This window comes from Hymenobacter daeguensis (assembly GCF_054780555.1).
Window position 1 is genome coordinate 31,989 of sequence record NZ_BAAGWC010000016.1, and the last position, 12,467, is coordinate 44,455.

The 12,467-nt window shown below is 63.7% G+C and carries 9 protein-coding genes; 4 read left to right on the forward strand and 5 right to left on the reverse strand.

Features of this window, described 5'->3' with window-relative positions; genetic code table 11:
* Positions 1 to 446: 446 nt before the first annotated feature.
* The 3 genes from ACYVHT_RS16425 to ACYVHT_RS16435 form a co-directional block, all read right to left on the reverse strand.
* A complete protein-coding gene (locus ACYVHT_RS16425; protein WP_460554181.1) occupies positions 447 to 1,703 on the reverse strand; it encodes a glycosyltransferase family protein in 1,257 nt (418 codons plus the stop codon).
* Between the two features lie 174 nt (positions 1,704 to 1,877).
* Positions 1,878 to 2,624 carry a LytR/AlgR family response regulator transcription factor gene (locus ACYVHT_RS16430; protein WP_460554184.1) on the reverse strand — a complete coding sequence of 249 codons (747 nt, stop codon included), beginning with the start codon at positions 2,622 to 2,624 and terminating at the stop codon, positions 1,878 to 1,880.
* A gap of 180 nt (positions 2,625 to 2,804) precedes the next feature.
* A complete protein-coding gene (locus tag ACYVHT_RS16435) occupies positions 2,805 to 3,881 on the reverse strand; it encodes a sensor histidine kinase (RefSeq protein ID WP_460554187.1) in 1,077 nt (358 codons plus the stop codon).
* Between the two features lie 374 nt (positions 3,882 to 4,255).
* Here ACYVHT_RS16435 and pulA point away from each other — a divergent pair, with 374 nt between their 5' ends.
* The 3 genes from pulA (at position 4,256) to ACYVHT_RS16450 (ending at position 9,591) form a co-directional block, all read left to right on the forward strand.
* Positions 4,256 to 6,229, forward strand: a complete 1,974-nt coding sequence (gene pulA, locus ACYVHT_RS16440; RefSeq protein ID WP_460554190.1) for a type I pullulanase — start codon at positions 4,256 to 4,258, stop codon at positions 6,227 to 6,229.
* A gap of 334 nt (positions 6,230 to 6,563) precedes the next feature.
* Complete coding sequence (locus ACYVHT_RS16445; protein ID WP_460554193.1) at positions 6,564 to 7,565, forward strand: hypothetical protein; 1,002 nt, start codon at positions 6,564 to 6,566, stop codon at positions 7,563 to 7,565.
* A gap of 247 nt (positions 7,566 to 7,812) precedes the next feature.
* Positions 7,813 to 9,591 carry an OmpA family protein gene (locus ACYVHT_RS16450; protein WP_460554196.1) on the forward strand — a complete coding sequence of 593 codons (1,779 nt, stop codon included), beginning with the start codon at positions 7,813 to 7,815 and terminating at the stop codon, positions 9,589 to 9,591.
* Here the strand turns inward: ACYVHT_RS16450 and ACYVHT_RS16455 are convergent, their stop codons facing one another.
* Complete coding sequence (locus ACYVHT_RS16455; protein ID WP_460554199.1) at positions 9,592 to 10,761, reverse strand: hypothetical protein; 1,170 nt, start codon at positions 10,759 to 10,761, stop codon at positions 9,592 to 9,594.
* Between the two features lie 135 nt (positions 10,762 to 10,896).
* Between ACYVHT_RS16455 and ACYVHT_RS16460 the strand changes: the two genes are divergently transcribed.
* Positions 10,897 to 11,679, forward strand: a complete 783-nt coding sequence (locus ACYVHT_RS16460; RefSeq protein ID WP_460554203.1) for an ABC transporter permease — start codon at positions 10,897 to 10,899, stop codon at positions 11,677 to 11,679.
* Positions 11,680 to 11,723: 44 nt separating this feature from the next.
* On the opposite strand, the gene ACYVHT_RS16465 is transcribed toward ACYVHT_RS16460, so the two are convergent.
* Positions 11,724 to 12,329, reverse strand: coding sequence for a transposase (locus tag ACYVHT_RS16465; protein WP_460554206.1), 606 nt, complete (start codon positions 12,327 to 12,329; stop codon positions 11,724 to 11,726).
* Between the last annotated feature and the right edge of the window lie 138 nt (positions 12,330 to 12,467).

Below are 12,467 nucleotides of genomic sequence, written 5' to 3' on the forward strand. Positions count from 1 at the left end.
GCACATAATAAGAATAAATTTGACTTTTCTTAGAAAAAAGCAATTTATTTACGCTTATTTGGACAACCATACCCACACTGTCCAACTGGCGGGGAGATGGGGCTGGCCTCCGAGCCGGCGGCCCCAGGCAGGGGGCCCGAAATGCCGGCAGCCCGCCACCAGCCCGGGACGGGGCCGATGACGGGCTGCGGTAGTAGTGCCTGCCATTCCGGGTCGGCCGCCAGCGCCAGGCGTTGCAGCCGGCGGGGGCAAATCCGCCGGGTGGGTGGCAACGCTCAGCGAGCAAAACCGGCTCAGAATGACAGGGCTTGTGGGGAAGCACGAGGCCAGTGGCGGGTGCGGCCTGAAATTACGCCCGAAGCGGCGGGGCGGGGCTGCTGGCATCGGCCAATGGCCCCAAGGCATCGACCGGGAGGCTTTTTTTCGGCGGCGCAGCGGGGGCCGGGCTAGCCGGCCACGGCCCGGGCAAAGGCGGCATTCAGGGCCAGGGGCGTGCGGCGGGGCGCGGGGGCCGACACCGGCAGCAGTGCCCGAATCACGTCTTCGGTGAGGGCGCACTGGCGGTGGTGCGAGTAGTGCCAGCGCTCCAGGCAGGCGCGCGCCACCCGCTCGCGGGTGGCGGCGGGCTCGTCGAAGGTGCGGTGCACGGCACGGGCGGCGGCGGCCACATCGCCCCAGAGGTAGAGCAGGCCGGTGTGGCCGTGCTGCACCAGCTCGAGGGTGCCGCCGGTGGCGGCGCCCACCACGGGCACGCCCGAGGCCAGCGCTTCGAGGGTGACCATGCCGTAGGTTTCGTTTTCGGAGGCCATTATAAACACGTCGATGGCCTGGTAAAACACGGCCGGGTCGGGGCGGAAGGGCCGGAAGTGCACCTGCCGCTGCAGGCCCAGGCGGGCCACCTGCCGCTGCAGCCGGCGCAGGTAGGCATCGCCTTCGTTCAGGGTAGGCTCGCCCATGATGACGAGGTGGGCATCGTAGCCGTACTGCTGGCGCAGGCGGTGCAGCACGTCAATCACAAAATGCTGGCCCTTGCCGTCGTCGAGCCGGCCGAGGATGCCCAGCAGGCGCACGCCCGGCGGCAAATCAAGCGCGTGGCGGGCCTGGGCGGGCGTATGGGTGGGCGGCGCAAACTGCTCCAGCGGCAGGCCCAGGGGCACGGTGCGCAGCCGGGCGGGGTCGAATCTGGTTTTTTGAGTCACCTCGCGGGTCAGGCCGGGCAGCGGCGACAGCCAGGCATCGACGAGGCGGAAGCGCAGGGTGTGCACCAGGCTGCGCTTGGGCCGGCCCAGCTGCATGTGCTGCTGGTAGATGATGCGCAGGTGCCCGCCCATGAGGGTTTTGACCAGCGTGGCCACGGCCAGGTCTTTGTTTTGGGTAACTATTAATACGCCGATGTTGAGGCGTTCGAGCTGCTCTTTCAGGCGGTGGGCCAGCAGCGGCATGGCCAGGCCCCGGTGCACGGCAAGGGTTTCGAGCGGCACAAACCATTCTTCGGCCCAGTAGGCCAGCGGGGTGGCGGGCGGCGCAAAAAACGTGATGCGCCACCCGCGCTCCTGCATCCAGCCCGCAAATTTCAGGCTGTTTAGCTCAAGCCCGCCGAGGCTGCCGGAGAGGCAAAGCACGGCCAGCTGCGGGTCGGCCGCCGGGTCATGGGCGGCCGGGCCGGAAGCGGAGCTTCCGGCCGTTAAGGTGAAGGGTTTCATAGCTCAGAAAGACAGGGAGAGAGAGGGGCATCGGGGGCATCGGGCAAAAAAAGGCATCGTGAAGAGCGCAGCCGGGCCATTCGCCGGCAGCATCACACTTCATCTTTCACAACTAAGCCGGGTCAGTAGTCCGACTGCGCTCTGCACGATGGTATTCGGGTATCGGGCCGCGGCTCAGGTCCAGCGGCTCAGGAATTGCATGAAAACGTCCTTGTACTGGTCGCCCACCGGAATGGTGACCGCGCCAATCTGGACGGTGAGGCGGCGCACCGACTCAATCTTGTCGAGGGCCACGATGAACGAGCGGTGAATCCGCATGAAGCGCCGGGCGGGCAGCTTCTCCTCCATCGCCTTGAGGCTCATGAGGCTGAGCAGGGCGCGGGGCGTGCTTTTGAGGTGCACTTTCACGTAGTCCTTCAGGCCTTCCACGTAGAGAATGTCGCTCAGGGCCACGCGCACCAGCTGGTATTCGGCCTTCAAGAAGAGGTATTCGTCTTCCTCGGGCGCGGCGGCGGCCGGGGCAGCCGGGTGCGGGGCCGTCAGCTCGGCGTAGGCGCGGGCCTTGCTGGCGGCCCGCAGAAACTCCTCGTAGTTGAAGGGCTTCACGAGGTAGTCGATGGCATCGACGCGGTAGCCCTCCAGCGCATACTGCGGGAAAGCGGTGGTGAAGATGACGCGCGGGCCGGTGGGGCCCAGCACGCGGGCCAGCTCTAGGCCGTTGAGCTCCTGCATCTGAATATCCAGGAAGGCCAGGTCGACGGTGCCGGGGTGCTCGTGCAGGTACTTGAGGGCCTCCACGGCGCTGCCGAACTTGCCCACCAGCTCCAGAAACGGGGTTTTCTCCACGAAAGCCGCCACCATGCCCAGGGCCAGCGGCTCGTCATCGACGGCAATGGTTTTGAGGGAAGGAACGGTGGTCATGGGGGTTCTGGTAAAGGTGTGAGGGTAGGCGGGTGGGCGGGCATGCTGTCAGCCTGCGCGCAGCGAAGGACCTTATCGCCGATGAACAGTTTGCAGTATTGAAAACAACGCGAACGTGAGAAGGTCCTTCGCAGGCTCCGGCTGACAGACGATTTCTGTCATGCTATCCGCCGGCCCTACTCACGCCACATGCAGCGTGAGCTGAACGCGGAATTCGTTGGCGGGCGTGTGGTCATCTACCGCCAGGCTGAACTGGCCGGGGTAGAGCAGGTCGAGGCGGCGGCGGGTGTTGGCCAGGCCGATGCCGTTGCTGCCGGCCAGGTCGGTAGAGGGGAGCGTGAGGCGGGTGTTGCGCACTTCCAGCTCCAGCACCTCGGGGATGGGCTGGCGCAGGGCAATGAAAATACGGCTGTGCTCGGTGGCGGCCACGCCGTGCTTGAAGGCGTTTTCGAGGAAGGGCAGCACCAGCATGGGCGCGATGGCCACGTCGTGCACCAGCTCGGGCTTCTCGAAGGTGACGTGCACCCGCTCATCGAGCCGCAGCTGCATGAGCGTGATGTAGTCCTGCACGAAAGCAATTTCCTGGCTGAGCAGCGTGGTGCCGCCGGCCGTGTCGTAGAGCACGTAGCGCATCATGCGCGAGAGGCGGTGAATGGCCGTGCGGGCCTGCTCGCCGTCGAGCAGCGTGAGGGCGTAGATGTTGTTGAGCGTATTGAAGAAGAAGTGCGGGTTTATCTGGGCCTTGAGCACCGACAGCTCCGACTGCACGCGCTGCTGCTCCAGCGTCTGGCGGGCCTGGGCGTCCTTCTGCCACTTCTGCACCACCGTGATGCAGGTGCTGATGCCCAGCACAAACATGGTGGTGAGCAGGCCGGTGGTGTCGATGCGGAAGCCGGTGCGGGGCAGGCGCGGGCGGCCGGCGGCGGCCTCAAACGCTTTGTCCATGAGCGCCGGCAGGTTCAGCGACACTTCCAGAAACTTGCTGAAGCCCAGCGTGGCCAGGGCAATGGCAAACAGCGACAGCACAAACCACTCGGTGCGCCCCTGCAGCAGCAGGCGCGGCACGATGATGCGGGCATTGAGGTAGAACGTGATGACCCAGACGCAGAACATCAGGCCCTGCTTCACCCAAAACTGCGTGGGCATAACTACCCGCCCCGTGAGCGGCTGAAACAGCAGAAACGTGAGCCCGAACAGCCCCCACACCAGCACATGAATCAGCGGAGCAAGGTAACGGCGGGGAGTAAGGACGGCCATGGGCGAGCGGGAAATCGAAACAAACATACCGGACGCCTTTTCCAAAACCCCGCCAAACCGACCGTAAGCAGGATTGTATCGACGGCGGGGGGCGTTTTATCGCTCAGAAAGTCCGGCTTTAAAACCGCCCGCCCATCGGCAACGGCGCATTGGGGCTGCATGGCGGGCATTTCGGGCCGCCGGCCTAATTGAACGGCCGGCATGAATTTTAGAACTAAACCAACCCGCATATTTCATTTTGAGCCACTGCAACGGTTTCGATATTACTTAGCCGGTATAAACTTCTACGCACAATCAACTTTTTGCTATTATCCTGCTGCCCGATTGCCGAACTTTGCAGGATGACTTCCCGGCTTCCACTTCTGCTGCTGCTTGTGCTGCTCTCCCCCCTTGCGGCACCGGCCGCTCCGCCCCTGCCCGACTTCGCCAGCTACCCCACCTACCTCGGCCCCGACCTCGGCCTGACCTGGCGCGGCACCCACGCCACCCTGCGCGTGTGGGCCCCCACCGCCGAGGCCCTGCACCTGAAGCTCTACAAGGACGGCACCGGCGGCGCCCCCACCGCCGACTACGCCATGGCCCGGGCCGAAGGCGGCACCTGGACCTACGCCCTGCCCGCCGGCACCACCGGCTTCTACGCCGTGCAGGCCACCATCGGGGGCCGGAAAATGGCCGAAGTGGCCGACCCCTACGCCCACGCCGTGGGCCTCAACGGCCTGCGCGGGGCGGTGTTCAACCCCAGCATTGCGCAGCCCGCCGGCTGGAGCGAGGACCTGCGCCCGGCCCTGAAACAGGCAACCGACATCGTCATCGGGGAAGTGCACGTGCGCGACCTCACCATGCACCCGCAGTCGGGCGTGCGGCACAAGGGCAAGTTTCTGGGCGCGGCCCAGGTGGGCACCCGCGGCCCCGAGGGCGTGAGCACCGGCCTCGACCACCTGGTGGAGCTGGGCCTCACCCACGTGCACCTGCTGCCCACCAACGACTTCGCCAGCATCGACGAAGCCGCGCCGGCCAGCGCCAACCGCTACAACTGGGGCTACGACCCGCTGCACTACTCCGTGCCCGAAGGCACCTACTCCACCGACGCCGCCAACCCCGCCGCCCGCATCCGCGAGCTGAAGCAGCTGGTGGAAAACCTGCACGGCGCCGGCCTGCGCGTGGTGCTCGACGTGGTGTACAACCACACCGCCGATGCCGGCCGCAGCAACTTTGAGCAGCTGGTGCCCGGCTACTACTACCGCCACAACCCCGACGGCAGCCTGAGCAACGCCACCGCCTGCGGCAACGAGGTGGCCTCGGAGCGCCCCATGGTGCGCAAGCTCATCGTGGAATCGGTGGCCTGGTGGGCCCAGCAGTACCACGTCGACGGCTTCCGGTTCGACCTCATGGGCGTGCTCGACATTGAAACCATGCGGGCCATTCGCATTGCCCTCGACCAGCAGGACCACAGCATTTTCCTATACGGCGAGGGCTGGACTGCCGGGGCCTCGCCCCTGCCCGATGCCCGCCGCGCCCTCAAAGGCAACATGACCAGGCTCGACCGCATTGCCGCTTTCGGCGACGAGCTGCGCGACGGCGTGAAGGGCCACTACGCGCACCAGACCGAGCCCGGCTTCGCCAGCGGCCAGCCCGATTTGGAGGAGAGCGTGAAGTTCGGCATCGTGGCCGCCACCCAGCACCCGCAGGTCGATTACGCCAAAGTCAACTACTCGAAAGCGCCCTGGGCCAACGCCCCCGGCCAGGCCATCAACTACGTGGCCTGCCACGACGACATGGTGCTCTGGGACAAGCTGCGCGTGTCGGCGCCCCGCGCCACGGAGGCCGAACGGCTCAGGATGGATTTGCTCAGCAACACGATTGTGTTCACGTCGCAGGGCGTGCCGTTTTTGCCGGTGGGCGACGAGTTTCTGCGCACCAAAGGCGGCTCGCACAACTCCTACAACCAGCCCGACAGCGTGAACCAGCTCGACTGGGGCCGCAAGGCGCAGCACCTGGCGGTGTATGAATACTACCGCAAGCTCATTGCCCTGCGCAAGGCCCACCCGGCCTTCCGCCTGCCCACCGCCGCGCTGGTGCAGCAGCACCTGGAGTTCCTGCCCGACATGGCCCCCGGCATCATTGCCTATAAGCTGAAGGACAACGCCGGCGGCGATGCCTGGCCAACCATCTACGTCATCTTCAACGGCAACCGCTCGGCCTGGAGCGTGAAGCTGCCCCGCGACACCTACAAAGTGGTGCTGCGCGGCGACCAAATCAACGAGGAAGGCCTCGACGTGCTGGAAGTGACCAGCGGCGTGCAGGTAGGCGGCAGCTCCGCGCTGGTATTGGTGCCGATAAAGCAGTAGAGCACACTTACCCTAACGTGCGCAACCTCACCCCCGGCCCCTCTCCTGAGGAGAGGGGAGCCACGGCGGCGCGGACACAAGTTCTTATCTACAATCGTTAGGCTCCCCTCTCTTTTGGAGAGGGGCCGGGGGTGAGGTTGCTCCGCCCGCCGCTTCCTAATCTGAAAAAATCCGCTTTCCATTTTGAAAAAATTTATCCCTGCCGGGCCCCGCGCCCGGCGGGGATTTTTTATTAAAATACTAGTAGTCAATACATATCAACTATTCGGTAGTTTTTTTTTCAATCCGGCACCGGACTTGGCATTAGGTGGAAGTAACCAAACACCTAAACGCCATGAACACCTTCCTTGCTTCTTCCTCTAACCCCGACAGCGGCCTGCCCAAGTGGCAGCAGCCGGAAAAAGTCGCCGGCCGCGTGGTCCTCGTCGGGCTGGTGGGGACGGCCGTGTACTTCTGGGGCGCGATACTGCCCTTCCTCGTCGACATGGTGTTCGACACCGTGAAGCTGGGCATTGGCCTGGGGGTGCTGTTCGTGCTGTTTCTGCTGGCCACCAACAAGCGCATTCACGCCGGGCTGTGGTACGCCGGGCAGCGCATCCTGCGCTCGATGGCCGGGATTTTCGTGAACACCGACCCCATCGGCATCATGGAAGACTACATCCGGAACACCGAGAAGGAGGCCCGCAAGATGGACGCCGAGGTGACCAACATCGAAGGCGCCCACGAGCTGGTGAAGCGCAAGCTGGCCGCCAACGCCCAGCAGGTGAAAGAGTACCTGGCCCTGGCCGACTCGGCCGCGCGCCAGGGCGAGAAGGACGCCGCTGAGAGCTACGCCAGCCGCGCCGCCCAGATTCAGGACTACAACCAGCGCCTGATGCCGATGGCCACCACCACGGCCAACGTTTCGGTGGTGATGCGCCAGATTCTGAAGGCCGCCATTCGGCAGATTGACAGCAGCAAGTTCAAAGTCAACCTGCTGAAGGACGAGTACCAGCTGGTGAAGCGCACCAGCTCGGGCATGCGCGCGGCCATGAACATTCTGCGCGGCGACCCCGACAAGAAGTACTTCTTCGACCTGGCCACCGACCGCGTGGCCGAGGACATGGCCCAGCAGCTGGGCCAGATTAAGCAGGCCATGCGCTACTCGCAGGAGTTCGTGAAGGAGATGGACATCCAGAACGGCGTGATGAGCGAGAAGGGCCAGCGCCTGCTCGACAAATACCAGAAAGGCGACTTCAACGCCGTGATGCAGGAGCAGCCCCAGGCCCAGCAGTCCCAATCTTTCGCCGCCACCAAAAAAGCCTCCGATGATGCCTATTCTAGCCTGCTTGACTAGCTTTTTGCTGGCCTGTGCCTGCCTCGGCAGCGCAGACCTGCTAGTCCGCGAACCGGCGGCCCGGGTGCCGCAGCAGCACACGCAGCTGGTGGCGCGGCACCACGCCAAACCCGCCGCTCAGCTTCTGGCCCACACGCGCCCAGGCCCCAGGCAATAACCCGCTTGCCCCTCCCTTTTCAATCACCTTTCGCGCCTCACCGCGCGGGCGCGGACTTAAAAGTCCGCGCTACATTTCCCCCCTACCCCCATGACAACCCGTGGTAAAGTGTTAATCGGCCTCATTCTCGTAGGCCTGCTCTATTTTGGCATCAACAAGCTGATTGCCAGCAACAGCATCTTCAAAAAAGCCGACACGCAGTCGGTACTGCTCAACTCCATCGAGCTGCCCGCCACCAGCGGCGGCAGCCGGGCCACCATTGTGGTGCCGCTGGCTCCCATGCCCGGCACCGCGCCCGCCGAAAAGGGTACGCCCGTGGTGTGGGAGGTGATGGCCTGGAACAGCCAGATGGCCGGCATGCTGGCCAACGGCGGCCCCCGCACCACCACCGGCTCGGCGATGGCGGCCAATGGCTTGGACGTGCAGATTGTGCGCCAGGACGACGTGAGCAAGATGCAGGCCGACCTGGTGAAAAACGCCCTCGACCTGCAAAACAACCCCGCCACGCCCGGCCTGATTGTAAGCATCATGGGCGACGGCCTGCCCGGCTTCTCGGCCGTGCAATCGGAGCTGAAAAAGGCCGGCACCCAGCTGCAGGTTATTCCCTACTCGGTGGGCAAGTCCTTTGGCGAAGACAAGCTGATGGGCCCGAAAGAGTGGCTGGATAACCCGAAAACGGCCCTGGGCAAAACCATTGCCTGCTACCTGCGCGACGGCGACCAGAACATTGCCCTGAAATGGTGCGCCGACAACAGCCTGAAAGTGAACCCCGACGAAACCACCTACGACCCCGAAGCCGTGAACTTCATGGCCGCCTCCGACTTCCTGGTGGCCGCCGAGAAATACATCCTCGGCAAACCGGAAGCCCGCACCAAGGTGGTGAACGGCAAGAACACCGGCGTAAGCGTGGACGTGGTGGCCGACGCCGTAGCCACTTGGACGCCCGGCGACGTGAACATCGCCAAGCAGCGCGGCGGCCTCGTCAACATCGTGAGCACCAAAGACTACTCGAACCAGATGCCCAACATCATGGTGACCACCAAGCGCTGGTACGACGCCCACCCGAAGGAAGTAATGGGCCTGATGACGGCCTTCGCCGTGGCCGGCGACCAGGTGAAAAGCCACCCCGAAGCCCTGACCCGCGCCGCCGACATCTCGGCCACCGTGTACGGCGACCAGGACAAGCCCGGCGCCTACTGGCTGAAGTATTACAAGGGCGTAAGCGAGGCCGACCGCAACGGTGACGTGGTGGAATTGGGCGGTAGCAAGGCCTTCAACTTCAGCGACAACCTCAGCCTGTTCGGCCTCGACGAAGGCGGCACCAACATCTACGCCGCCGTGTATAAGACCTTCGGCGACGTGCAGAGCAAGCTCTACCCCAAAGAACTGCCCGGCTACGTGCCGCTGAATGACATGCTGGACCTCAAGCCCCTGCAAACGCTGCAGGCCCAATACAAAGGCAAAGCCTTGGCCCCGGCCGAAACCCAGCAGTTTGCCGCCGACGACGAAATCCGCCAGAGCGTGAGCAAGCGGGCCTGGAACATCGAATTCACCAGCGGCCAGAGCAGCTTCACGCCCCAGGCCACCCAGGAGCTGAACCAGCTGTTCAACGACCTGGTGGTGGCCGGCCGCCTGAAAGTGGCCGTGCACGGCCACACCGACAACTCCGGCGACCCGCAGCGCAACCAGCAGTTGAGCGAAGACCGCGCCATGGCCGTGCAGCACTGGCTCGAAGCCAAGAGCCACAGCGCCTTCCCCGCCGGCCGCGTGCAGGTGTACGCCCACGGCGCCACCGAGCCGGTGGCCAGCAACGCCACCCCCGACGGCAAAGCCAAAAACCGCCGCGTAGAAGTCGTGCTGGGCAACTAACTACATACCCAAAAACAAGAACCTCACCAGATAAGCCACTCCGCTCAGCACCTCAAGGGCGATGAGGAATTGTAACGCTTTTCGTTTGCGCCGCTGGCTCACATCGGCCGGAACCCACGCCATTACTTCCAGCACGATAACCCAATGCAGCACGTGGTTGGCGGCCACTACCTGCCACACAAAATTGCCGTGCAGCGCCCGGATGCCGGTTTCGTACACCACCTGAAAGATGCCGAAGCCCACCAGCAGGCTCAGCAGCGCAAGCTGGTGGGCGGGCCGCCGCAGCCAGTCGGGCCGCAGGCCATAGGCCGCCACCGGCAGCAGAAACGAGCTGGCCGCACAAGCCAGCACCTGCCAGCCGCCATAATCCGGCACAAACGTGCGCCAGCCGGCCGGAAACCCCAGGCCCAGCCGGGAAGCGCCGCCCAGGGTATCGTTTGGGTGGTGGTTGGTCCAGGCCAGCTGCCCGCCAATGACCAGGGCCACGGGCAGCAGCACCAGGGCCAGCCGCAGCAGCTGCGCAAGCCGGAACCGGGATTTCAGCGCGAACAACAGGCCGAAGGCGGGCACGAATGCAAACGCATAGCTCGGCTTGAAAACAGCTCCGACTACCAGCAGCAGGCTCAGCAGCAGGTCGGCCGGGAGGCGGGCCGCACGGTCAGCCGAAAGCCGGCGGACCCCGTAGGCAAACGCCAGCACGCTAAACGGCATGGCGCTGATAACGGTGGAATTGTGGTAAACATTGGGTGGCAGCGTGCCCAGGTACCAGGCTTGGCTGTGGAAGGGCAGCGGAAACAATAGACACGAGCAAACGGCCGCCAGCCCAACCATTCCGGGTGCGGGCCCGGCCGCAGCTCCCGGAGCCACAGCCCCGCGCCTCAGCAAGCCGCTGCCCGCGTAGCTGGAAACCCCGACCAGGCTCCCCCACGCCACGGCTATCGCCACCAGGGCAGTGCTCAGCAGCCGGGAAAGGCTGCTCGAAAAGCCACTGAGCAGGTACACCAGCTGGTAGAAGCCGAAATTGGCCGGCAACGAGCCCTGGCCCACACAGGCTTTGTAGAGAATGTCCACGTGCGGCTGCACATCGGTGGGCTGCCCCATGTACTGGATGAGCAGCCAGTAATACCCCGTGGCCACCACTGCCGTGACCGCACTCAACAGGCCGACCATCAGCCTGAAACGACCCGCTGTTTCTGGAATAAAGATACTTTTCAGCAATAGACGCATCGGGGGCTTGGGGTAGAGAGTCGGCGGGCAGCTGGTAAAAGTATTCATTCCGCATCGGCGAAAGCGCCAACCAAAACTATGAAATCCCTATTCGCCCCCAACGCCCAGCCGCGCCGCGCCGTGTTCTCCTCCATGGTGGTGGCCCAGGTAGCCCTGCTGCTGCTGCTGTGGCTGTTTTACCCCATGCGGCTTTTCCCCAGCCTGAGCGAAGTCGCCCGCTCGCTCGGCGACCTCATCACCACGCAGGGCCTCATTCAGGAGCTGTGGGCCAGCATGACCACGGCCATCGAAGCCCTGGCCGTGGCCACGGTGCTGGCGCTGGGCATCGCCTACCTCACGGCGCTGCCCTTCTTCCGCCCCATCGCCTACGCGGCCTCCAAGATGCGCTACCTCACCCTCACCGGCCTTACCTTCTTCATGGCCCTGATGGTGAGCTCCGGCCACCAGGTGAAGCTCTCGGTGCTCATTTTCGGGGCCACCGTGTACCTGGTCACGGGCATGACGAGCGTGATTCTGACCACCACGCAGGAGGAGATGGACCACGCCCGCACGCTGGGCATGAGCGAGTGGCGCAGCTTCTACGAAGTGGTGGTGCTGGGCAAGCTCGACCAGATGCTCGAAGTGGTGCGCCAGAACTTCGCCATCATCTGGACCATGATTACGCTCGTGGAAACGCTTTACCAATCCGAAGGCGGCATCGGCCTGCTGCTCTACAAGCAGAACCGCTACCTGCACCTCGATGGGGTGCTGGCCATTCAGCTGGTGATTCTGGCGACTGGCGCGGCGCAGGACTATGTGTTTGTGCTGCTGCGGCGGGTGTTTTTTCCTTACTCGGCGCTGCATGTAGCGCGGACTTTGTAGTCCGCGAGTCCAACGACTTCCCATCGCGGACTACAAAGTCCGCGCTACATGAGGCCGTCCATCACATAGGTAAAAGGCCACTCCTGCCAATCAACTACCAGCCCAGCCTTCACTGGGTTCTGCACGATGTAGCTAATAATTCTATCCAACTCTCCTTTTCGCACGATGTGGTCGTAGCTCTCCGATTGCCAGAAACCACCAGTCCGCCCCAGTAACTTATTGGCTTGCAGCGCAGTGAATCCCTTAATGCGCTGCAAAGTCCGCATCAGCGGCGGGGAGTCCTCCGACAGCCGCACCAATAGGTGCACATGGTTCGGCATCAGGCAATAAGCCAGCAGCTGATACTGTGAGCCATCGAAGTGCTGCAGCGACTGCTTGACGATTGCCGCGATTTCCGGCTGCCGCAGCCAGGTAGGGCCGTGGTCGGAGTTGGCCAATAAATCATCAAAGCGCCCGAAATACCGTTTCCGCTCGGCATAGAGTTGAGCAGGGTCTAAATCCGAGTTACGCTGCACAAGTCGGGCTTCATCCTGCAAACGGCCCAGTAATTCCTGCGGCAAAGAATCGGCGAGGCGGAACGTGAGGAAGATATCCTCGCCCGGCGGCAACCAGTGGGGCAAATGCCGCTCATAAAAAATCAAGTCCTCCACTCATGTAGCGCGGACTTTGTAGTCCGCAAGTCCAAGCTACTGCCCATCATTCCAAAATCCTTTACTCGCGGACTACAAAGTCCGCGCTACTTCTTCCAAACGCTTTCAACTCGCGGACTAAAAGTCCGCGCTACTTCC